Below are 24,679 nucleotides of genomic sequence, written 5' to 3'. Positions count from 1 at the left end.
AAAAAATGTGAGTAAACAAAAAGAAAGGTTATGGATATATAAGGATAAACTTTCAATGTAAGGGATGATTGGAAAGGGGTATTTCGGAAACGGATATAAATTATGTTAATATAATTACTAACTTCCATTTATTGCATGCTTGATATTTTACTTGAAAAGTAAAAAAAGCAAACTAAGGGGATTCTTAGTTTGCTAAATTTGGTATGGGAACGAAATTAAATGTTTGAAGCAGAAAGAAAGTGAAATTCGCTTTAGCTCATCTAATTACGCCAGATAATCTATGCACCTAGTTTTAGCCATTTTGCGACTTGTCCATAAATAGTATTTTGAAGATTTGGGGCTAGGTTTTGCATCTTTAAAGCAAAATACAATGTTTTCATTAAATTTAATGTACATGTTCGTCCGCTGAAAAAGGCTTCGTTATAACCTTGAGTCTCTAAATGCATTTCAAATTTATCAAATGCCTGTTCGGCAAATTCTATTAATGCTTCCTCAGAGTAGTCACGAGCTAGTAACGCTTCAATAATATTAACTAAGCGTTCCTCCTCGTCGTTGACAAAAACAGTATCTTTCCAAGTAACAAGTTTCAAAGCATGCAAGATTAAAGGCGCATGTTGTAAATCAAATTTGGGGTGTTTAATTGTCATAGTCGCTAAATCTGCACCATGTGCAATGCTATGCGCCCAACCTTTATCTTGAACATGTCCTCTCGTATCGTTTTCCAATAATAAATAGCGACCGATCTTTTTAAAGAAAATTTGTAAACGCTCATTCTTTAAAAGTAGTAGTTCAGCATCTTTTGCGAGAATACTTGCTACAAGTAAAGCAGAAAACGAACGAGTGAAGACACTATCTGTCATTTCTTCGCCTATGTTTAAAAATAAATAATCGTCGCCTATTACAGTATCAAATAAATATTGTAGCTGTTCATTGCTCAGTAAATTGTCGCTAAGTAGATCAATAAAAGTTCGATAAATTAATTTGTCTCGTAATTCGGCATCTGGTGAACCAATGTGCGTTAACATTTCTTGTAACAACCAATCGCCCTTTTGTAACATAAATTCTTGTCGTTCTGAAGATGTCATGGTTGAGAATGATTGTAATGTATTTTTAATATCCATCTGTAATTCCCCCGAGGTTAAATTAATTCTCTATAAGAGCATTCTTTTCGAAGTGTTAGTAGAACATAGTAAAAATGCTTATATGGAGCTAGGTCTTTTTATTATAACGCTTCAACGATGAATTTGTTGATTTGTAAAGTTTTCTAGTGATATAGAAGTATATTCGCAATGGGAATTCCAGAAACAACAAAAAGTTGATATGATAGACAAGCAACAAAAAGGGAAAGACTTATTCAAGGGGCACAAAAAAAGACATACCTATTTAAGTATGTCTCATCTTAGTTATGATATAAGGGCTGACTTTATACCGAGCGGCCATTCAGTATAAGTATTTTGATTGGTTTTTAATTCAACAAGAATATTTGCATTTTTAATGGTTTCGATTAGCCATTCGCTATAATGAAGATTCGGTTCGGCGTGCTGTAAGATTCGTTGCATATCTTTTTGGTCGATACTTAGAAGTTTATAGTTGCATTCAATGTGTACACTTTGGGGAATAATAAAAAGTGACTCATGTTGGTGTCCGATTGAAATGGAGCCAGGAATGTAACCTTGGATACTTATAATATGTGTATTTGCTTCTTGCGTGTATAAATCAATCTTTGTTCGTGTGAGTATTTCAAATTCGATCGGGTAATCCTTCTGATAAGGATTGTCCGCTGTAGAAAACGAAACAACTTTAATTGGTAGTGCCTCAAACATAGGAGAGATGCTACTACCAAATTCACTAACTGTATCTATTAATTGCATGTATTCCACTCCTTGTGAAGAACTTTTGCCAGCAATTATGCTACGGCATAATTGCGTCAGGAATCAGCTCTGTGCATTCCTGCAGATGTTTTTTGTGCGAAAGCAAAGCGACAGCGACACATGTTTTTGTCTGTAGTTAGCTGAATGCTGAATGCCTGTAAAAAGTAATAAATGAAAGATATTATTAATTATAATACAATTTATTACAAAATATGTAATGCTAAAGCAATGATTTTTTTTAATAAGTAGGGAGTAAATTAATATGGTCATCGTTGAAAGTTAAAAATGACATATGTAAAACGTATATCATCTAATGAGATTGAATTGGAGTAAATGAGGGGAGCATTACAGATGAGACTACGGTGGGAATCAATAGAGGAACGCGCAAAGATCAGTGATAACGCTTTTGTGACTAACCCCCAGTAGCTCATCACAACTCCTCATTAAGCCCACGGTCAAATTCGTAAATCAACTCCATGATATGTTGATGATTCATATAGAAACTAATAAGTTAAATAGTCGTAAAGAGGTGAGAAAAATGACAAAGCGAAAACGACATGTTATAAAACATGACAATATTGTTGTTTTTCCTGGTGCTGTTCAGACATTAATACGTGAAGGACATATGTATGCGGAAAATTATCAATATGAAGAGGCAGTGGCCAGCTTTGAAAAAGCATTTTTATATGAAGATGGGGATGAAATGGCATTAAGTGCTTATGCGTATGCTTTATATGAATTAAAAGCATACGATAAAGTTAAAAATGTTTGTGAGCAATTGTTTGCTTTGGGTACGACTTTATATGTGGAAGTAATGGAGCTGTATGTTACTGTATGTATGCAATTAAAGGAATACCATCAAGTAGAGTCGTTAATTTCGACATTAATAGAAGAAAATGTACTTCCGGAAGATCAGCTTGAGAAATTTGAACGCTTAAGAAGCTTGAATCAAGATGTTGCAAGGAATCTCCAAAAAAAAGAAGATGCAAAACGATTGTTAGAAGAGCAAGAATATGAACTTTCGGTATTTAGTGCCTTAACGGCAAATGAACAATCTATTCGACTGCATCGTTTAATGGAGACGAATGTAAGGCAATTAAAAACAGCATTGAAAGATATTATTGAATGTCCTACAATCCATCCATTTGTTCAGAGTTTAGCGTTAATTCTATTGGTGGAACAAGAAGTGTCAATTGAGATTACTGTTTCAAAATTTAATGGAACAAAGATTATTAACCCTATCAATTTAGTCTTACCAAATCAGTTGCCTCAGTATAGGGAAGTAAAAAAAATAATCGAAAATAAATTAGAGCAAGACCCATCGACGTTGGAAATGGTACAATATTTAATGGCGAAGCATGCCATTGTGACGTATCCGTTTGAATGGCACCAGTATGAAGCTGATGATATTGCCTATAGTTATATTGACTTTGTACAATCTATGCTCGGAAAAGTACAGGAAATGAACTATGAAATCATTGACTTTTTACAAATGTTAGAAAAAATGACGGAACTACATGAAGTATGAAATAAGTTGAAACTATACGCATCTATGTTATACTAAAATGGTTGTCAAAATCGTAGTTACGAATGAATTGTCTAACAATAAACTTGATTATTTATTTGGAGGTATTTATACATGTCAGCAAAATGGGAAAAACAAGAAGGTAATATCGGTACTCTTACAATTGAAGTACCTGCTGCAGAAGTAGACGCAGCAATGGACCAAGCGTTCAAAAAAGTTGTAAAACAAATTAACGTACCAGGTTTCCGTAAAGGGAAAATGCCTCGTAATATGTTTGAACAACGCTTTGGTATTGAATCTTTATACCAAGATGCATTAGAAATCATCGTTCCTGAATCTTATTCAAAAGCTATCGATGAAGCTGGTATTATGCCAGTAGATTACCCAGAAATTTCTGGTACAGAAAACTTCGCACATGGTAAAGATTTTACATTTACTGCTCAAGTAACAGTGAAACCAGAGCCAAAACTTGGTGAGTACAAAGGTTTAGAAGTTACAAAACTTCCAGTAGAAGTTACTGATGAAGAAGTAGAAGCACAAATTCAAGAACAATTAGCTCGTAAAGCAGAGCTAGAAATTAAAGAAGACGAAGCAATCGTAGAAGGCGATACAGCTGTTATCGACTTTGAAGGTTTCGTAGGTGAAGAAGCGTTTGAAGGTGGCAAAGGTGAAGACTACCCACTAGAAATCGGTTCAGGTTCATTCATCCCTGGCTTCGAAGAGCAACTTGTAGGTATTAAAACTGGCGAATCTAAAGACGTAGTTGTTACTTTCCCAGAAGAATACCATGCAGCTGAATTAGCTGGTAAAGAAGCTACTTTCAAAGTAACAGTAAAAGAAGTTAAAACAAAAGTTCTTCCAGAACTAAACGATGAATTCGCTAAAGAATTAGACCCAGAAGTTGAAGGTGTAGAAGCTTTACGCGCTAAAATCAAAGAGCAAACTGCTGAACAAAAACTAGCTGAATCAAATGCAGCACTTCGTGACGAGTTAGTTGAAAAAGCAGCTGGAAATGCTGATTTTGAAGTACCTGCTGGTATGATTAACTCTGAAACTGATCGTATGTTACAAGAATTTGGTCAACGTTTACAAATGCAAGGTATGAACTTAGACCTTTACTATCAATTCTCAGGTCAATCAGAAGAAGATTTACGCGGACAAATGAAAGAAGAAGCAGAAAGCCGTGTACGTGTATCTTTAACTCTTGAAGCAATTGCAGAAGCTGAAAAAGTTGAAGCTACTGAAGCTGATATCGAAGCTGAATTAGAAAAAATGACTGCTCAATTTAACATGACAAAAGAGCAAATTACTGGTGCTTTAGGTGGCACAGCAGTTCTTGAAAACGACATTAAAATTCAAAAAACAGTTGAATTTTTAGTAGAAAACGCTAAAATTACTGAATAGGATTTTTTTGTAACTGGATAGAAAAATGAAAACAAGGTACGGCATTAAACCGTGCCTTGTTTTATCACATATTGTGTGTTTAGGTGTAGCTAGATTCCACGTTAGGTTTAGTTTTACGACTACTTTCACTGCAAAAGTATCCTCCAAAAGGAGTGCTTTTTTGAAGAGGGATAGGCAAAGCCTTTACATTTCTCTAATACATAGTGTTGTTTGACTTATCACACGATGCTAAAATTTGACTTTATTCAGCAGAGATAGGGTTTAATTGATTGATGTCTCAATCTTCCAAATGAGGAACAACGAAATACATCCTCTTCTGAATGAAGTTAAGCCTCTGGCGAATGTAATAGATTTTAAAAAAATTGTAACTTGTACCTACTAAGTATAAACGTGAAGTCACGAGTCAATACCAACTGAAGAAGGTCAGGTAGTTTGGCTAAACGTAAGGTCTCTGGTCGCTAGAGCTTTCTGAAGAATCAGTTACTTACACTTATGTGGTAATAAAAGGCATGATTAGTAGAATTTAGTCTCATCCTAAGTGGTGGATAACATTTGATAAACTACTCGCTATGATGGTGAGCTGGAATTTATTAAGTTAATGAAATGGAAACTTTGTGGCAATATTCATGTTTTTTGTACAATGAGTGTCAAAAATCTTGAACCATAAACGCCGTGGTGTAAATGGATGCAGACAATTTATTTGATAATGATTCAATAATCTTGTAAGATTGTTGCTTGAATAGGGGTGAAACATATTGTTCAAATTTAATGATGAAAAAGGCAATTTAAAATGCTCATTCTGTGGGAAACCACAAGAACAGGTACGTAAACTAGTTGCGGGTCCTGGTGTTTATATTTGTGATGAATGTATCGAACTTTGTTCAGAAATCGTTGTAGAGGAACTGGGCGTTGAAGAAGAAATTGAATTCCAAGATATTCCAAAACCGAAAGAAATCTTAACGATTTTAGATGAGTATGTAATAGGTCAAGAACGTGCTAAAAAAGCTTTAGCAGTTGCGGTTTACAATCACTACAAACGCATTAATACAAATAGTAAAATTGATGATGTAGAATTAGCGAAATCGAACATTGTGTTAATCGGCCCAACTGGTAGCGGTAAAACTTTATTAGCCCAAACATTGGCGCGTATATTAAACGTTCCTTTTGCTATTGCAGACGCTACTTCACTAACTGAAGCCGGCTATGTTGGTGAGGACGTTGAGAATATCTTATTAAAATTAATTCAATCAGCAGATTACGATATTGAGCGTGCTGAAAAAGGGATCATCTATATTGATGAAATCGATAAAGTTGCACGTAAATCTGAAAATCCATCCATTACACGTGATGTATCGGGTGAAGGTGTACAACAAGCACTTCTTAAAATCTTAGAAGGTACAGTTGCGAGTGTCCCACCACAAGGTGGCCGTAAGCATCCTCATCAGGAGTTCTTACAAATCGATACTACGAACATCTTATTTATTGTGGGTGGAGCGTTTGATGGAATAGAGTCCATTATTAAACGTCGTCAGGGTGAAAAAGTAATTGGCTTCGGTTCAGATCCTAACAAAATTGATGTGGAAGAAGGCTCAATTATGGCAAAGCTGATTCCAGAGGATTTATTGAAATTTGGCTTAATTCCAGAGTTCATCGGTCGATTACCGGTACTTGCAAGCCTAGAGCAATTAAACGAGGCTGCGCTTGTACAAATTTTAACAGAGCCTAAAAATGCACTAGCTAAGCAATATCAAAAAATGCTTGAATTAGATGGTGTTGAGCTTGAGTTTGATGAAGGTGCCCTTTCTGAAATTGCAAAAGAAGCAATTGAGCGAAAAACAGGTGCACGCGGTCTTCGTTCAATTATTGAGTCAACAATGCTTGATGTAATGTACGAATTACCTTCACGTGAAGACGTGAAAAAATGTATCATTACGGCAAAAACAATTACGGATAAAGAAAAACCGAAATTGCTTCTTGAAGATGGCACTGAACTCGATGAAGGTAGCGACACAAAAACTTCAGCATAACGAACAGACGTGGCTGTCTATTGTTATGAGATAAAGAGTAATTTAGCTGACTTCGATTGTGCAATATTCGCACATTCGACAGTCAGCTTTTTATTCATTCATACATAAAGCCAACTGTAATTAAATGAAATTTTTGGCTCAATTGATTAACTAGTGTGAATCAGCTTTTTAGACACATACTAGTAGCGTGGGAGTGAATAAGAAAATTTTGACGGAGGTGAATACCCGCATGGTGACAATACAAAAAACAACAAATGTACCATTATTGCCTTTACGTGGACTTTTAGTATACCCGTCGATGGTATTACATATTGATGTGGGTAGAAATCGTTCTGTAGCGGCGCTAGAACAAGCGATGTTAGAGGACCAACTGATATTATTAGTAACACAAAAAGAAATGCATGATGAACAGCCTGATGAGCAAGATCTCTACTCAGTTGGTACGATGGCATATGTTAAACAGATGCTTAAATTACCAAATGGAACTCTGCGTGTTTTAGTGGAAGGTGTAGCGCGTGCAACATGGTCTAACTATCGGGCGTTAGAAAAATATACGGTTGTTGACATCGATGATAAGGAAGAAACAATCGATAAGGATATTGAAACACAGGCTTTAATGCGGACGCTGTTAACGTATTTTGAAAGATACGCGAAAGCCTCTAATAAGATTACTTCCGAAACCATCAGTACTGTGGCAGACATTGAAGAGCCAGGTCGTTTAGCGGACATCATTGCTTCACACTTGCCATTCAAGATTGCAGATAAACAAGAAGTATTAGAAATGCTCAGTGTAAAAAAGCGTTTAGACCATTTAATTATTCGTTTACATGATGAACAAGAAGTACTTGATCTAGAGAAGAAAATTAATACAAAAGTTAAGCAATCGATGGAGCGTACTCAAAAAGAATATTATTTACGTGAACAAATGAAAGCTATTCAAACTGAGCTAGGGGACCGTGAAGGGAAAACTGGCGAAGTCGCTGAATTGCGTAAACGTATTGACGCAACAGGAATGCCTGAATCAACGAAAGAAGTAGTACTTAAAGAGTTGGATCGCTATGAGAAGATACCGGCAGCTAGTGCAGAGAGTGGCGTAATTCGAAACTATATTGATTGGATTGTAGCACTACCATGGACAAATGCGACAGAAGATCGCATGAATATCGCACATGCAGAGAATATTTTAAATCGTGATCATGATGGTTTAGAAAAAGTAAAAGAACGTATATTAGAATATTTAGCTGTTCGTCAATTGAAAGCATCATTACGTGGACCTATTTTGTGTTTGGCTGGCCCTCCGGGTGTAGGTAAGACGTCATTAGCAAGATCGATTGCAGAAAGCTTGGATCGCAAATTTATACGTATTTCATTAGGTGGGGTACGAGACGAATCGGAAATTCGTGGTCATCGCCGTACGTATGTTGGGGCAATGCCAGGGCGTATTATCCAAGGGATGAAAAAGGCAGGGACAATTAATCCTGTGTTCCTTTTAGATGAAATAGATAAAATGTCTAATGACTTCAGGGGAGATCCAGCAGCAGCAATGCTTGAAGTTTTAGATCCGGCTCAAAATAATACATTTAGTGATCATTACATTGAAGAACCTTATGATTTATCAAATGTATTATTTATAGCAACTGCTAATGATTTAAGTACAATTCCTGGACCATTACTAGATCGTATGGAAGTGATTTCAATTGCTGGTTATACAGAAATTGAAAAAGAGCAAATTACGAAAAATCATTTAATACCAAAACAGTTAAAAGAGCATGGCTTGAAAAAAACACAAGTTATTATGAAAGACGAAGCAGTAGTGGATATCATCCGTTACTATACTCGTGAAGCGGGCGTTCGCGGATTAGAGCGTCAAATCGCAACCCTATGTCGTAAAATCGCTAAGATCATTGTTTCTGGTGAGAAAAAACGAGTAACAGTAAGCTCGAAATCGTTAGAGGAATTACTCGGTAAACATCGTTTCCGATATGGACAAGCCGAGGAGGAAAATCAAATCGGTGTAGCTACTGGACTTGCTTATACAACTGTGGGTGGTGATACATTACAAATTGAGGTATCATTAACACCTGGTAAAGGAAAATTGCAGCTAACTGGGAAGCTGGGCGATGTCATGAAGGAATCTGCTCAAACCGCCTTATCGTATGTCCGCTCAAAAATGGATGAGCTAAAAGTGGATGCAGAATATTTTGAAACACATGATATTCATATTCACGTTCCTGAAGGAGCTGTTCCGAAAGATGGACCTTCCGCAGGTATTACAATGGCAACTGCAATTGTATCCGCAATTTTACACCGTCCGATACGCCGTGAGGTCGGCATGACAGGTGAAATTACTTTACGTGGGCGTGTACTCCCAATTGGGGGCTTAAAGGAAAAGACTCTCAGTGCGCATCGAGCAGGCTTAACGACAATTATTTGTCCGAAAGATAATGAGCGCGATATTGAGGATATTCCTGAAAGTGTACGCGAACAACTAACATTTAAACTAGTGTCATCGGCTGATGAAGTATTAGCCATTGCACTGGACGGAGGTATTTAAGAAAATGAAAGTCCATAACGTCGAAATGGTCATAAGTGCTGTAAGACCAGACCAATATCCAGAAGATGGACTGCCAGAATTTGCACTAGCCGGTCGTTCAAATGTGGGGAAATCCTCATTTATTAACCGAATGATCGGTCGTAAAGCTTTAGCACGTATTTCTTCTAAGCCCGGAAAAACACAAACGCTTAATTTTTACAAAATTGAAGAGCAATTGTTTTTCGTAGATGTTCCGGGTTATGGTTATGCAAAGGTTTCAAAGACTGAGCGTGAAGCATGGGGAAAAATGATTGAGCGTTACTTAACTGGGCGTCAGGAATTAAAGGCAGTCGTTCAAATTATTGACTTACGTCATCCACCTACAGCTGATGATCGCATGATGTATGATTTTTTGAAGCATTACAATATTCCTTGTATTGTCATTGCAACAAAAGCAGATAAAATTCCAAAAGGTAAATGGGATAAGCACAAAAAAATCGTGAAAGAAACGCTAGACATGGATAAAAACGATCCTATTATTGTCTTTTCTTCAGAAACAGGACTTGGTTTTGAAGAAGCTTGGCGTACTATTGAAAATAAAATGTAATAAGAAAACATCTATTGCGTCTATTATTTAGGACAGTAGATGTTTTTTTTATTAAAATGGATGGAATTGCTTGATGAATGAAATAACTGACCGATAAATTAAATAGGAGGTGGACTTAATGGATATCGCAGCTTTATCAATGGCAATGAATCAAGCAACATTAATGCAAAATGTATCTCTAGCTGTAACGAAACAGGCTATGGAGATGCAACAGCAAAATTCAGAACAATTAGTTGAAATGTTAGATGCTCCACATCCAACAGCTGGACATACAATTGACGTTCAAGTTTGATGAAGGAAGGTAGCTTGAAATTGGAAGCTACCTCTATCTTTGTGTCTAACGGTAGATTTAACTTCTTTCAGCGGATGGATGGGCACCTGCTGAAATAGAAGAACTCAGTCTAAGAACGCCACGTCCTGTTGCAACGACTGAGTGACCAACATCGTGTTGCCTAAAGCCTCCGGCCGATTCCGGACGCAATTATGCCGAGGCATAATTGATAAAGTAAATTAAAAGTACTAAAATGTATCTTTTTAGATAGTAAAAACTACCAATAGTACGATATACTATTTATTATTAATTAATAACATTTTTTTAGGAGGTGGGATTTGTTGAAGAAAATTCCATACATACTAATGATTTTGTTACTAGCGGTTCTCGGGTTTTCATCAAATCAAACAGCACACGCTACCCAAATGGTGACTGGAACTTTTGTGGATGTAACATTTTCAGAATATGAAAATTCAAATGGAGTAATAGAAAAAAAGCTTAGTAAAATTACTTTGCAAAATGATAGCGGTCGTCAAGTTACATATAATATAAATAATAATGCCCGCCTGTATATTAATAAGACAGAGACAACAATTGAAGGCTTTAAGATGGGGATGAAAGTAGAAGCGGACATTTCCCTTAGAAGTGTTGTTGAGCTTCGAGGTACTTCTGATTCTACAAAGGAAACAGAATCTCCAACAGTTGCACACAATACGAAAACACTTGCCGGGGTAGTGACAAGTATCGATCCAAATGGACTATTCATTATGCTGAAGTCGGATTTTGGAAAAGAAACAACCTATTATATAAATAAAGATACAAACTACCAAAAAAACTCCTCTGCAGCCGATATTAGCGCATTATATGTAGGGGATCGCGTTAAGCTTAGTCTTAAAAATCAAAATGCATCCATTGTCACAAAAATCGAAATTAGTGACACAGGTACATTAGTTGAAAACCTATATAAAGGTGAGATACAAACGGTTAATGCCAATGCAAATAAATTAACTGTAAAAAACCAACATGCTTTTATAAATTGGCAGTTTGGTTCTGATACAACAAAGGCTTTATCAACGATGAATTTTTCATCGAAAGTTCCAGTATATGTTGGAAACACAAAAATTAATAAAGATCAGTTGAAAAATTACATTGGCAGTGAAGCATATTATGCAACAGTTAAACAATTTGGCAAAGAAGTGATTGAAAAGATTGTTGTATTGAAAAACAACGAGCGAACTTACTACGAGCCTATGCTTTCTGTAGATACTAAATATCAATTATTTAAACTTAAATCTGCAGGTACAATATACTTCCACGATGGAACGATATTAATTCGAAATGGTCGTTTAATCGAACCTACTGGTCTATTAGCTTATGGTACAGCCTTTGTTATTTCGGATGGTGCTGCACGTGATCATTATGCTCAAGTTGTGCAAGTAACAAGTGATAGTTTTATGTCACCAAACTTAGCAGGTCATGAGTTATATTATGGACGTTTATCACAAGCAGATGGCTATTTAATCGAAATTGATGATGCAATGAAGATCGAGTCAAATGTCTTCAAGAAAACAGATCGTACTGTACTATCTGTTAGTAATTCAACAAAAGCAATAGTAGATGATGGGAACAAAACATACAGTGTTGTTCCTGATATTGAACTTCATTTATATGAAGGTCAATATGGATACTTCTATGTGAAGGATGGACATGTACAGGCCCTTCATATTTTGAATAAAGCGAAACCTGTTGCACCATTAATGTTAACAGGTAAACTACAGTCAGTTAAATCGAAATTCCCAGCTGTAATCAATGTGAAGAGCGTTAGTCAATGGCAAAATGGTCGATGGTATGAAGCTGGAGAAATGATTGATATGAATATTGACCAAGCAACAATTATTAAAGCTGGTAAAGTTATTCAAGCATCTGATTTAAAACCTTCTGATCGTTTAGTAGTATTATCAGACCGTTTTATCAAAGCTCATTTAGTATTAGTTGATTAACTTCTTTCAGCGAGTGTTCAAACACCCGCTGAAATAGAGGAACTCAAGCTAAGAACTTCACATCCTGTGAAAACGAAATTATGCCGAGGCAAAATGATTAAAATCTGTGAGTTTTCTGCAAGTATATTTACCGCGAAGGTATTCAGTCTTAACCTTGAATTTTTTAGGTGTGTTGATTAGGTCCATCACCAAAGCGTTAGTAACAAAGCGCCCAGCCGGAACGGAATTCAACCACACGTTTTGGTGATGATCCGTTGAATGGGGGGAATTAGCATTATTTGTTACGAGTGTTCCTATCATTTTGCTTACATCAACACACCTGATTATTTTGTAATCTTAAATAATTGACAGCTCCAGATGCCGATATGCATGGAATGAAAGAGAGGAACAGAAAAAGAATGCGAAAACATTTATATAAAATAATGTTAGTAGTTCTTGCTGTATTGATTGTTGGGGCTACTATCCCAGAAAATGCATCAGCGTCTTCATTAGAAACAACGGGTGCTGTAAAAAATGAATATACATATGAGGAAGCTGTTTTCATTACAGGAACACCTATTATATTTAAAGGCACTAGTAAAGACATTAAAATTACGCAAAAAGAATCTAAAGGAAGATTAACTGAAACATATAGTTTAAAGCTAACAGCAAGTAACGGTGCTACATTGACACGAAATATTGCCTATGAATCTGATGTTGTAGATTATGCTACGATTGGTCAAAAAACATCGAATGGTGTTGTGAAAAAGTATACAGAGAAAATTGTTGCTGGGAAAATTACCTATACATTAGTTGATTACCAATTTTCACAAGGGACTGTAACGGACAATCGTGTAGCCTCTGATTATTTCTCAGGTAATGTGATTTCGAGAAAAACGTATTCCTATCAAACTGGGACTGGAAAAAATGCAGTCCAAAATACTGTGACAATTGATACTGATAGTCGTCATGCTGGCTATGAAAACTTCTGGGGAGCAACAGAAACACAAATTACCGAAGCTGTTTATAAATATAGCGATGGTAAGACAAGCCATGTGAAAAATCGATTATCTACAAGTAAATCACGTGTACTAAACTATGAAGAAAACCTAGGGAGCTTAGGAAGCTTTGATGGTGGATATGCGGTAGTAAGTGAAAAGGATGTTATTTCTGAATATACATATGATTTAGCCTCTGGACAAAAAGGTACTCTTGACTTAGATACAGAATACATGCCGACAATTGAACGTTTAATCATTCCTAAGTTCCGTGATTTATCAAATCATTATGCGAAGCAAGCTATTGAAAAATTATACTCTTTAGGTATTTATACTGATGCAAGTAATTTCTTCTCACCGAATACCCCTATGAAGCGTATTGACTTCTCGACTGCGATTGGTAAGGCAGTTGACTTGCGTGTTATGGCAGAATCGAAAACGAAAAAATCGAAAACTACTACAAGTATTTTTAAAGATATTAAACGTACAGTAAAAGATTATGCTTATATTGAGTCTGCGGTTAATAAAGGAATTATTAAAGGTGTATCACCAGAGTATTTCAAGCCTGATCATCCAATTACTCGAGCACAAGCCGCTACGATTTATGTTCGTGCTTTAGGGCTTGAGAATAAGGCGCCAGATCCTGGCTATTTAACAAAGTTTAAGGATGATGCTCAAATTCCAGTTTACGCAAGAGACGGTATTTACATTGTCAATGAGTTAGGCTTAATGACTGGTGACCCTACAGGTCGATTTAATCCGAATCAACCATTAACACGTGCAGAAGCATCAGTAGTATTAGAACGTTTTTTAAATTATTTGGAAAGTGACTTAAAACAAAACTATCGAGATGACATATTGTTCTTTAATTAAAGAAAGGACTGAGCAATAAATGACGTATGCTAAAAAAGCATTTCTATCCCTGCTATGTATCGTGCTAGTCCTGATGACAGCAACTCCAGCTGTGACTCAGGCAGCTACGACAATTAGGGATGTACCAACTACTAATAGTAAATACAAAGCTATTTCATGGGCAGTCGATAATGATTTATTCAAATTGGATAGCGCTAATAATTTTTCACCTAACGAACAGCTAACTGAGCAAGAGCTTGTTGTCTTGTTTGCAAAGTTAGATCGAAACTATGCATTATCATATAACGACAGTGTAGCTTATAACTTCTATAGTGATTTTTATTTACCGTTTAATGGTACCTATACAACAGCCAATCGTTCTAAAGCTGTTACACGTGGACAATTTGCACGTATATATGCTGCATTTAGAGGTTTAGATTTAGATGAGCCTCAGGCGGTTCAATATTTATACACGAATGATATTTCAACAGGAAATACTGGTAAAAAGACGTTTGCTGATTTCCAACCTTCTACAAAGCTAACTCGAGGAGATAGTGCTGAATTATTATACCGAAGTGTACAAAACGGCAACTTTGCTGTACTAGGATTAAAACGTACGGCTGCAGGACGTGATAACGACAAAATTACATTACCTCCGGGCTTCATGGGCTCTAGCAATACGGAATTTGAAGAGCCAAAGGATAATAATAATGATTTTACTGGACCGGAATATGTTAATAATGCTCTACAAAGTATTGATGTTGAAAAACCAGATTTAATCGCAAATGACCAAGATTCAACGCTCATTACTGTATCTTTAAAAGCTTGTAACGGTGATCCAATACCTGATGATAAATCTTATACATTCCGTGTAACTTCATCATATGGTGCCAAAATCGTTGACACATCAGGTGAAGCTGTTCGAAATGTACAATCAGATGGTTCTACTGTCTCTGCAATTGTTATAGCACCAAAATTAACGAAATCTGTCCGTGATACAATTTCATTTGAGCTTATTAATAACACGGATCCTGGTATGAAATGTCTTGTAGGTGAAAAACTGAATGCACATGTCCGTTACTCACCTCAGCCGGAAATGCGCATTGATTATCAAGTGTATGATCCAGCAAATACGGATGATGAAAATGGAAATGTAACACCTCCATATGTACCGTATGAAAAATTACCAGAGTTCTTTAAAGAAAATATTGTAAACGTCCATTGGATTGATAGAGAAGAAAAGCTATTTAGTATTGGACAACAAACAAATGTAACGAATGCTCTAGGAAATGTTGAAAATATTTATTTACAATATGGTGGAAATGATAAAAAATACCCTGCATTAGGATATGAAAATGCCATTTTACAATTTGAAAACTATAATATTTCCGTATGGTTATTCGAAGAGATTATTGAAAAACGTTTGAAGGATTCAATTAATGATACGATTGAAATTATGTATATGATTTCAGATGATGGGCGTCCAATTTATCGAATTCAAGGAATTGATGATGCGATTGCCTCACAGGTTGAGAATATTAACCCAGTCGGTGCTATTATTCAACTTATGGGCTATATGCCAGATGAAAAAAAACTGACACTCGAGCACTATGATAGTGTCATGAAAATTTATGCTATTTTTACAAGCTTGAGTAACTATGATCGAACAGTATTATTAAAATACCAAGGTGGTAAATTACTAGGTCAAGTAGAAGCCTATAAAAAACGAGTGGAAGCATTAAAGGAAAGCGAAGAAGCGGCATCAAGACCATCTGGTAAAGATCGTTACACGAAAGTAATGGTTACTTTAGTAAGACCAGGTGGAGAAATTATTACTGACTATCAAGGAACGGTAAAAATTAAATTTGATGGAGTTGAGAAAACAGCTTCATTTGTTACAAATACTTCGGATTACTTAAATAATACAGGAAGCCCAGGGACAGCCGTTGCGTACTTTGACTCCGTTATTTATGGGAAATCAAAAGCTGAAGCAACATTGGTAAATAAAATAGATCCTCGTTATGCAACAATATTGAAGGATCTAAAGGATAAAACATTTACGAAGGAAATTTTTACAAATCCTTACTTTAGTAAAAATTCTTGTTCTTTAGCAACAGAAGTCGCTTACGTAGTTGATTACTCTGCTTCGATGAAAGCTTCTGATCAAACCAATTACCGTGGTAAGAAAATGATGGAAGTCATCAATCAAATTAAGGCAAAAAATAATATTGTGATTGAAACAAATACAAAAGCTACTGTTCTTGGAGAGGGAACGACAGACAATGTATTGAAAAAAGATCTGTATAAAGCATCGAAAGAGAAAGGTGCCACAGATATTTTTGCAGGTATTGAAATGGCACTGTCTAAATTCTCAAATGACTCAAAAACGTCAAAAGCTATTATTGTCGTGTCAGATGGTAAAACAAGTAAATCTAAAATGACAAAAGTGTTGAACGAGGCAAAAAATAAAGGGGTTAAGGTTTACACTGTAAGTATGGGTAAAAAATCACAAGTCAATGATGCAATTTTAACGCAATTGGCTGCTGAAACGGGTGGTATTTATTACCACGCAATCGATAACTTACAATTACATCAAGTTTTCCAAAAAATTATTGATGCAATTTTATGTAAAACTTCGCCTTCAAGTTGCGTGAATCCAGAAGATCTATTTGAAGAAGCGACAGTAACTTTACGCAAAGGCAATATTACAATGAATGCAAGAATCGATGGTAATTGCTCAAATGTTGCAAAGGTTAATGTACGATTCCCTTCTTTAAGTGGAGATGCGCAGTTTGAATTGAAAAAGCGTAGTGATAATGTCTACATGCTAACAAAAACAGTGCAAACAATGCAGGACTTCAAAGTTAATAATGAGATAGAATTTATAGCATATGATAAAGACGGTAAAATCATAGCTACAAAAACTACGACAATTACAAATTAAAAGATTAATACTCAAAATTAAGCTGAACTAATAGACAAAATTAGTTCAGCTTTTTTGTGAAATATTTATATAGTATTCGCATAACGTGTTGTTGATTTCCGTTCCGGCTGGGCGCTTTCCTGGGGGCGTCCGATGAGCCGCTTTTGGTGTTGCTGTCGCTTCGCTTTCGCACAGTTAAAACATTTGCTGCCGCTACGTTACCACTACGCTTTCCACAGAAAACCCCCGCTACGCTGCAGGGTCTCGGGCCAGCACGATGCTGGTCACAAAGGCGTTATCACAGGACGTGATGGTTTTAGCCTTCGTTCCTCTAACGCTAATCCCTAAGGAGTCGCCCAGCCTCCACTCCAATCCAATCAACGTATCTTCATTATATAATTCAAAAAAATTTTTATACTAACCTTCTAAATGAACCGTTTAATTTGGGAATATTACCCACAAATATACTTTTGTGGTGAAGACAAATAAACAGAACCGTTTATCTTTTCTTCGTTTCATTTTGGACGATTTACCGATTCAAAGTATGTAGTCAATGACACAATTTGAAGTGACCTTTATCAAATAGCTATTTTGTTTATGTTATGACCATTTTTATTATTGTAGCGGAAGGCTACTCGACTCCCGCGGGAAAGCGAGACAGACGAGACCCTGCACGAAGCGTAGCGGAGGAAGCGGCTCGGCTCTCGCCCGTAGGAAAGCGTGTAGCCTGTAGCGGAAATCATTGTTTCATAGTATATAGTAGTGGATGAAAATGGTCATTCGAATTCTTTTTAAAAACTTCTGGTAAACATTAAATTTGAAACAGCTCGTATAATTTGTTACACTTAGTTTATAATAATTCTAATGTAGATGACGAATTTCAGTTCTTCATGACATGTTCACAAATTATTGATGAACTCTTGTCGAACTGTGCTATAATGAGATTTGTTAATTAGAACGTGAGAGGTGTTATTCATGCATACCATCGTAGTAGGCTTGAATTATAAAACGGCGCCAGTTGAGATTCGTGAAAAGTTATCATTCATAGAGAGTGAACTACCACAGGCAATGGAAGCGCTGCAAAAGGAAAAAAGTATATTAGAAAACGTTATTGTTTCGACATGTAACCGTACAGAAATATATGCAGTAGTTGACCAAGTGCATACTGGACGACATTTTGTTAAACAATTTTTAGCAAATTGGTTCGACCTGCCTGTGGAGACATTTTCTTCGTATTTAACAATTCGTGAAGAAGATGAGGCAATTGAGCATTTATTCAAAGTGACAGCTGGTATTGATTCGATGGTACTTGGCGAGACTCAAATTTTAGGACAAGTTAGAAAAAGCTTCTTAAATGGACAAGAGATTGGAACGACAGGAACGGTATACAATCAGCTATTTAAACAAGCAGTGACATTTGCGAAGCGAGCACATAATGAAACGGCTATCGGTGAGAACGCGGTATCTGTCTCTTATGCAGCAGTTGAATTAGCAAAGAAAATATTCGGATCTTTACAACGTAAGCATGTAGCCATTTTAGGTGCAGGAAAAATGGGGGAACTTGCTATTGAGAATCTTTACGGTAGCGGTGTAGGAAAAGTAACCGTAATTAACCGTACGTTCGAAAAAGCAGAAAGCCTAGCAGCTAAATTTGACGGTGAAGCAAAATCCATGAAGGAACTACAATGTTCGTTACTGGAAGCAGATATTTTAATTACGTCTACGGGTGCAACAGATTATGTGATTGACTATGAATTGATGCAATTTGTTGAACGTTTGCGTAAAGGTAAACCATTATTTATGGTAGATATTGCGGTTCCTCGTGATATTGATCCACGTGTTGGAGATTTACCGAATGTTTTCTTATATGATATAGATGATTTACAAGGCATCGTCGAAGCAAACTTAGCAGAACGTGAACGTGCTGCTGCTGATATTTCTTCGATGATTGGCAAAGAGATTGTGCAATTTAAAGATTGGGTTGCGACTCTTGGCGTTGTCCCTGTCATCTCGGCTTTACGTAAAAAAGCGAATCATATTCAAGAAGAGACAATGATTAGTATCGAGAATAAAATGCCAGATTTAACGGATCGAGAACGTAAAATTTTAAGTAAGCATACAAAGTCTATTATTAATCAATTGTTAAAAGAACCAATTTTACAAGCTAAAGAAATGGCAAATTCACCAAAAGCAAATGAACAGTTACGTTTATTCCAACAAATTTTCGGTATTGAGGATGCTGTGGAAGCTGAAGTTACTGCGATGACAGAACAAGAGCTTGAACGCAAAGAACGTTTACAGTCGTCACAATCTTCCACTGAACCAAAGTATTCTTTCTAAAGATGTCTATGTGTTCGCGGTGCAACTTTAGAAATGTTGTCCTTCGAGCTTTTTCCCGCGAGCGAGATTTTCTACTGATATTAAATGAGGCGTTTTCGTATCTGTATGGTAAACTAAGGATACGAAAACGTTTTTTTTCTAGTTCTAGGCTAAAGTACACTACTTTAGTACTTTCAATATAAAGAAGGGATGTCTATTGGCTGATTTGACGATGACAAGGCTCTATGAAGTAATGATCGTCTTGTATGCGATCAGTCTAGTATTTTACTTTACTGATTACTTTTATAAGCAAATACGAGCAAGGCGAGTTGCTTTTTGGCTTGTTTCATTCGTATGGGTAATTCAAAGTGCCATTATTTTATTAACTTTTGTGGAAACGAAGCGTTTTCCGATTTTATCCTTGTCAGAAGGGATTCTCTTTTATTCCTGGCTGCTCGTGACACTATCTATTATATTGCACTGTATTGCACGAGTTGATTTACCGGTATTTATTATTAATATACTAGGATTTTTATTCGCTAGTATCTTTACTTTTATGCCGAAACGGCCGACAGGAATAGTAAGCGATACTTTAATTTCGGAATTGCTTTTTATTCATATATCATTTGCCATTTTATCGTACGCAGCGTTTTCTTTAACATTTGTTTTTGCGATATTGTACTTAGTATTATATCGTTTGCTGAAAAAGAAAAAATGGTCACATGTCTGGACAAGGTTGCCATCACTACAGCAGACGAGCAACTGGATGAATGTTTCATTTTACATTGGTATTCCAGTGTTGTCTGTAAGTTTAGTTTTAGGGTTTGAATGGGCACTACTAACGCTAGAGAGTCTTTCGATTTTTGATGCGAAGATTATTGGGTCCTTTATTATTTTAATTTTGTATTGCTTTATATTGTATGCGAATCGTAAAAGTAAGCTGACAGGGACAACATATGCGTGGGTACATATATACGCTTATCTATTAGTTGTTGTTAACTTCTTTTTAGGAAGCAGTTTATCACGATTCCATTTATGGTATTAGAAGAGAGGTTGGAGACTGTTGAGAAAAATTATTGTAGGTTCTAGGAGAAGTAAGCTAGCTTTAACACAAACAAATTGGTTTATCAATGAGTTAAAAGCAGCTGGTGTACCATTTGAATTTGAAGTGAAAGAAATTGTCACGAAAGGTGACCAAATTTTAGACGTGCAACTATCTAAAGTAGGTGGTAAAGGGCTTTTTGTAAAAGAAATTGAACAAGCGCTTTACGACAAAGAAATTGACTTTGCTGTCCATTCTATGAAGGATATGCCTGCAGTATTGCCTGAAGGATTAGTCATTGGCTGTATTCCACCACGTGAAGATGCGCGTGATGCTTTTATTTCAAAAGGACATGTGAAATTTGCCGATCTTCCAGCAGGAGCTGTTGTTGGGACAAGTTCTCTTCGTCGCAGTGCTCAACTTTTAACTGTCCGTCCAGATATTGAAATTAAATGGATTCGTGGAAATGTAGATACACGCTTAGCTAAACTTGAAACTGAAGAATACGATGCAATTATTTTAGCAGCAGCTGGCCTAAAACGCCTTGGCTGGAGCGATGATGTAGTTACTGAGTTTTTATCTGTTGAGGATTGTCTACCAGCAGTAGCACAAGGATCTCTGGGTATTGAATGCCGTGGAGATGATACAGAACTATTAACGGAATTAGGCAAGTTAACAGATAGCATTACATGGCAAGAAGCGCATGCAGAACGTGCTTTCCTAGCGGCTATGGATGGCGGCTGTCAAGTGCCTATCGCAGGATATGCAAAGTCTAACGGGGAAAAAATAACATTAACTGGCCTTGTTGCTGCACCAGATGCTTCAGTTGTTTATAAAGAAACGGTTATGGGCTCTGATGCGGAAGCAGTAGGGAAAGAACTTGCTGAGATTTTAACGAAGCAAGGTGCTTTTGAATTAATTCAACGAGTAAAGGCAGAGCAAGATGCAAAATAATTTACCTTTAGAAGGTAAAACTATTATTTTGACAGGTACATCTAAGACGACAACCATAATAGATGACATTAAAGCATTAGGTGGTCAAGCAGTAATTGCCCCATTGATTGAAACTTGCGAGCTGATCGATAAAAACGATGATGTGCAATTAGAGTTTGCCCGTCAATTTGAATGGCTCATTTTTACGAGTCAAAATGCTGTAGAAGCTTTTGCCAACAAGATGCAACGCTTTAATGTAAGTGCAGTGTATTTTCAAGGCAAAATTGCTTCTATCGGTACTAAAACTACTACAGCCTTAGAAAAGCTAGGATTCCATGTGAACTTTATGCCTTCTATATTTAGTGCAGATGTATTTGTTCAAGAATTTCCTGATGTGGTAGCGGGGAGCAGTCCTACTTGTCTATTTATTCGTGGAGAAAAAGCGAAAAATACATTAAAGGAAGGTCTGCCCTTTACATTGAAGGAATGGACAGTTTATGAAACGATTGAGCGACATGATCAAAAACAATTAATGATTGAATGTATCCGTACAAATAGCGATGTCACAGTGATTTTTGCTAGTCCTTCTGCTGTTGATGTATACGCAAAGGATATAGCTTCGGTAATTGGTTGGAAGGCAGTACATGTAGCAGCAATCGGTCATATTACAGAAGCAGCTATTGTAAATCACGGTGCTATTGTAGATATTATGCCGAGCGTATATACAATGCAAGCAGTCATCGAGGAAATAACGAAAGTAGGAGAAAGAAAATGACAAAATTACAATTTCAAAGACATCGTCGTTTGCGTGCAAATGCTGCTATACGATCAATGGTAAAAGAAACATACTTACACAAAGAGGATTTAATTTATCCGATTTTTGTTATGGAAGGCGAAAATATTAAAAATGAAGTCCCTTCTATGCCAGGAGTTTTTCAATTTTCATTAGATAAACTTGAAGCTGAGATTGATGAAGTTGTTGCTTTAGGTATTCCTGCTGTTATTTTATTTGGCTTACCTGCAGAAAAAGATGCAGTTGGAACTGGTGCTTTCCATGATCATGGTATCGTGCAAGAAGCAACACGACTTATTAAAGCTCGTTACCCAGAACTATTAGTCATAGTGGATACATGCTTATGTGAATTTACAGATCATGGCCATTGTGGCTTAATTGAAGGCGATCAAATTTTAAACGATCCTTCATTAGATGTTTTAGCACGTACAGCAGTATCACAAGCGAAGGCAGGGGCAGATATCATCGCTCCATCTAATATGATGGATGGATTTGTAGCAGCTATTCGTGCGGGTCTAGATGAAGCAGGCTTTGAAAATGTTCCAATCATGTCATATGCCGTAAAATATGCATCTAGCTATTATGGTCCATTCCGAGATGCAGCTGATGGTGCACCTCAATTTGGTGATCGCAAATCATACCAAATGGATCCATCGAATCGTATGGAGGCATTCCGCGAAGCGGAAACAGATATTGAAGAAGGTGCAGATTTCTTAATCGTTAAACCAGCTCTAAGTTATTTAGACATTATTCGTGATGTGAAAAATAATTATACATTACCGATTGTTGCATATAACGTTTCTGGTGAATATGCAATGATTAAAGCTGCGGCTATTAATGGCTGGATTGAAGAGAAAAATGTAGTGCTTGAAACGTTACTTAGCATGAAACGCGCAGGCTCAGATTTAATCATTACGTATCATGCTAAAGATGTTGCACGTTGGTTGGAGGAGAAATAAATGACGCGTTCTTATGAAAAATCAAAACAAGCATATGCTGAAGCAATTAACCTAATGCCAGGGGGTGTTAGTAGCCCAGTACGTGCATTCAAATCCGTAAATATGGATCCAATCTTCATGGAATCTGGTCACGGTGCTATTATTAAAGACATTGATGGCAATGATTATATTGACTATGTATTATCATGGGGACCACTAATTTTAGGTCATTCACATCCAGAAGTTGTACAAGCAATTGCAGAAACAGCAGCGAAAGGCTCCTCGTTTGGAGCACCAAGCTACACAGAAAACCAATTAGCCAAATTAGTATTAGATCGACTACCTGGAATGGAAATGATTCGCTTCGTTTCTTCTGGGACAGAGGCTACGATGTCAGCTTTACGAGTAGCTCGTGGTGTTACAGGGCGCGATAAAATTTTAAAATTTGAGGGCTCTTATCATGGTCATGGAGATTCTTTGCTCATTAAGGCTGGCTCTGGGGTAGCTACATTAGGCTTACCTGATAGCCCTGGTGTCCCAGCAGATATTGCACGCAATACTTTAACAGTAGCGTACAATGACTTAGAAGGGGCGAAACTAGTTTTCGAAAAGTTTGGTTCAGAGCTTGCAGCAGTAATTGTTGAGCCAGTCGCAGGGAATATGGGCGTTGTCCCTCCACAACCAGGCTTCCTACAAGGCTTACGTGAATTAACAAAGGAACATGGAACATTGTTAATTTTTGATGAAGTTATGACAGGCTTCCGTGTTGATTATGGCTGCGCACAAGGTTATTTTGATGTAACACCAGATATGACAACATTAGGTAAAGTTATTGGTGGTGGACTTCCTGTTGGAGCATTTGCAGGGAAAAAAGAAATTATGGAGCAGGTAGCACCGGCTGGTCCAATCTATCAAGCTGGAACATTGTCAGGGAATCCATTAGCGATGACAGCTGGCTATGAAACATTAACTCGCTTAGATCATAGCTCTTATGAATACTTCAAAAAGCTAGGAGATCAATTAGAAGCTGGTTTCCGTGAAGCAGCAACGAAATACAATATTCCGCATACTGTAAATCGTGCTGGTTCAATGATAGGTTTCTTCTTTACGAACGAAGATGTTATTGATTTTGATTCAGCAAAGACATCAGATTTGCAATTGTTTGCTGAATACTTCCGTTTAATGGCAGAAGAAGGTATCTTCCTACCGCCATCTCAATTTGAAGGTTTATTTATTTCTACTGCACATACGGAGGAGCATATTTCAAAAACAGTTGATGCTTTCCATAAAGTATTTGCACAATTAGCAAGATAATAGGCTGTTACAAAATAGCATGCTAGAAGTATTTTCTGGCATGCTATTTTTTTATCGTTAAAGTAATGCATATGTCTTTATCTGGTTCTTCGGCAAAACGAGGGGTTGATTTCCGTTCCGACTGGGCGCTGTGTTGCTGTCGCTTTGCTTTCGCACAGATCAGAGCTTCCTGGGGGCGTCGGGGCAACAGGATGTTGGTCACGAAGGCGTTATCACAGGACGTGAAGCTTTTAGCCTTCGTTCCTCTACCCGCTTCACTCGCGATGCTCGCTCCAGGGTCTCGGGCCAACAGATGTCTTTTGCGCGAAAGCGTGAGTGCAACGTAGCGGCAGCAGGTTTTGGTTTTGTTT

The 24,679-nt window shown here is 36.9% G+C and carries 19 protein-coding genes; 15 read left to right on the top strand and 4 right to left on the bottom strand.

Annotated elements, in window-relative coordinates:
• Positions 1 to 278 precede the first annotated feature (278 nt).
• Positions 279 to 1,121, bottom strand: a complete 843-nt coding sequence (locus tag ABNX05_RS23990; RefSeq protein WP_349661995.1) for a DUF2785 domain-containing protein — start codon at positions 1,119 to 1,121, stop codon at positions 279 to 281.
• 282 nt (positions 1,122 to 1,403) lie between these two features.
• On the bottom strand, positions 1,404 to 1,871 hold the full coding sequence (locus ABNX05_RS23985; protein WP_349661994.1) for a hypothetical protein: 468 nt from the start codon (positions 1,869 to 1,871) through the stop codon (positions 1,404 to 1,406).
• A 538-nt stretch (positions 1,872 to 2,409) separates the two neighbouring features.
• On the opposite strand from ABNX05_RS23985, the gene ABNX05_RS23980 reads away from it, so the two are divergent.
• The 6 genes from ABNX05_RS23980 (at position 2,410) to ABNX05_RS23955 (ending at position 10,259) form a co-directional block, all read left to right on the top strand.
• Positions 2,410 to 3,399, top strand: coding sequence for a hypothetical protein (locus ABNX05_RS23980; RefSeq protein WP_349661993.1), 990 nt, complete (start codon positions 2,410 to 2,412; stop codon positions 3,397 to 3,399).
• Between the two features lie 111 nt (positions 3,400 to 3,510).
• A complete protein-coding gene (gene tig / locus ABNX05_RS23975) occupies positions 3,511 to 4,800 on the top strand; it encodes a trigger factor (RefSeq protein ID WP_349661992.1) in 1,290 nt (429 codons plus the stop codon).
• Positions 4,801 to 5,555: 755 nt separating this feature from the next.
• Positions 5,556 to 6,827, top strand: coding sequence for an ATP-dependent protease ATP-binding subunit ClpX (gene clpX / locus ABNX05_RS23970; RefSeq protein ID WP_349661991.1), 1,272 nt, complete (start codon positions 5,556 to 5,558; stop codon positions 6,825 to 6,827).
• 229 nt (positions 6,828 to 7,056) lie between these two features.
• Positions 7,057 to 9,381 (top strand): endopeptidase La, encoded by a 2,325-nt coding sequence (gene lon, locus ABNX05_RS23965; protein WP_349661990.1) that lies wholly within the window; start codon positions 7,057 to 7,059, stop codon positions 9,379 to 9,381.
• Positions 9,382 to 9,385: 4 nt separating this feature from the next.
• The gene (yihA, locus tag ABNX05_RS23960) at positions 9,386 to 9,967 is read left to right on the top strand and encodes a ribosome biogenesis GTP-binding protein YihA/YsxC (RefSeq protein ID WP_079563115.1); all 582 of its coding nucleotides are present in this window, start codon (positions 9,386 to 9,388) and stop codon (positions 9,965 to 9,967) included.
• Positions 9,968 to 10,085: 118 nt separating this feature from the next.
• Positions 10,086 to 10,259: a YjfB family protein gene (locus ABNX05_RS23955; protein WP_079563116.1), complete on the top strand. Its 174-nt coding sequence runs from the start codon at positions 10,086 to 10,088 to the stop codon at positions 10,257 to 10,259.
• A gap of 57 nt (positions 10,260 to 10,316) precedes the next feature.
• Here ABNX05_RS23955 and ABNX05_RS23950 read toward each other — a convergent pair whose 3' ends face one another.
• Complete coding sequence (locus tag ABNX05_RS23950) at positions 10,317 to 10,448, bottom strand: hypothetical protein (RefSeq protein ID WP_349661989.1); 132 nt, start codon at positions 10,446 to 10,448, stop codon at positions 10,317 to 10,319.
• Positions 10,449 to 10,579: 131 nt separating this feature from the next.
• Between ABNX05_RS23950 and ABNX05_RS23945 the strand changes: the two genes are divergently transcribed.
• From ABNX05_RS23945 to hemL, 9 genes are all read left to right on the top strand, one after another.
• Positions 10,580 to 12,238 carry a hypothetical protein gene (locus tag ABNX05_RS23945; protein WP_349661988.1) on the top strand — a complete coding sequence of 553 codons (1,659 nt, stop codon included), beginning with the start codon at positions 10,580 to 10,582 and terminating at the stop codon, positions 12,236 to 12,238.
• Between the two features lie 398 nt (positions 12,239 to 12,636).
• Positions 12,637 to 14,088 (top strand): S-layer homology domain-containing protein, encoded by a 1,452-nt coding sequence (locus ABNX05_RS23940; protein WP_349661987.1) that lies wholly within the window; start codon positions 12,637 to 12,639, stop codon positions 14,086 to 14,088.
• A 19-nt stretch (positions 14,089 to 14,107) separates the two neighbouring features.
• Positions 14,108 to 17,011: a VWA domain-containing protein gene (locus ABNX05_RS23935; RefSeq protein ID WP_349661986.1), complete on the top strand. Its 2,904-nt coding sequence runs from the start codon at positions 14,108 to 14,110 to the stop codon at positions 17,009 to 17,011.
• 954 nt (positions 17,012 to 17,965) lie between these two features.
• Positions 17,966 to 19,330: a glutamyl-tRNA reductase gene (gene hemA / locus ABNX05_RS23930; protein WP_349661985.1), complete on the top strand. Its 1,365-nt coding sequence runs from the start codon at positions 17,966 to 17,968 to the stop codon at positions 19,328 to 19,330.
• Between the two features lie 196 nt (positions 19,331 to 19,526).
• Positions 19,527 to 20,354, top strand: a complete 828-nt coding sequence (locus tag ABNX05_RS23925; RefSeq protein ID WP_079563123.1) for a cytochrome C assembly family protein — start codon at positions 19,527 to 19,529, stop codon at positions 20,352 to 20,354.
• A gap of 18 nt (positions 20,355 to 20,372) precedes the next feature.
• On the top strand, positions 20,373 to 21,305 hold the full coding sequence (hemC, locus tag ABNX05_RS23920; protein WP_349661984.1) for a hydroxymethylbilane synthase: 933 nt from the start codon (positions 20,373 to 20,375) through the stop codon (positions 21,303 to 21,305).
• Complete coding sequence (locus ABNX05_RS23915; protein ID WP_349661983.1) at positions 21,295 to 22,059, top strand: uroporphyrinogen-III synthase; 765 nt, start codon at positions 21,295 to 21,297, stop codon at positions 22,057 to 22,059. The genes hemC and ABNX05_RS23915 overlap by 11 nt, the downstream gene beginning before the upstream one ends.
• The gene (hemB, locus tag ABNX05_RS23910) at positions 22,056 to 23,036 is read left to right on the top strand and encodes a porphobilinogen synthase (protein WP_349661982.1); all 981 of its coding nucleotides are present in this window, start codon (positions 22,056 to 22,058) and stop codon (positions 23,034 to 23,036) included. The genes ABNX05_RS23915 and hemB overlap by 4 nt, the downstream gene beginning before the upstream one ends.
• On the top strand, positions 23,037 to 24,329 hold the full coding sequence (hemL, locus tag ABNX05_RS23905) for a glutamate-1-semialdehyde 2,1-aminomutase (RefSeq protein WP_349661981.1): 1,293 nt from the start codon (positions 23,037 to 23,039) through the stop codon (positions 24,327 to 24,329).
• A gap of 43 nt (positions 24,330 to 24,372) precedes the next feature.
• Here the strand turns inward: hemL and ABNX05_RS23900 are convergent.
• On the bottom strand, positions 24,373 to 24,679 hold a 307-nt coding region (locus ABNX05_RS23900), incomplete at its 5' end, for a hypothetical protein (RefSeq protein WP_349661980.1).

This window comes from Lysinibacillus zambalensis, from assembly GCF_040183165.1.
Classification (GTDB): domain Bacteria; phylum Bacillota; class Bacilli; order Bacillales_A; family Planococcaceae; genus Lysinibacillus; species Lysinibacillus zambalensis.
This window is presented reverse-complemented; position numbering and strand designations above follow the sequence as displayed.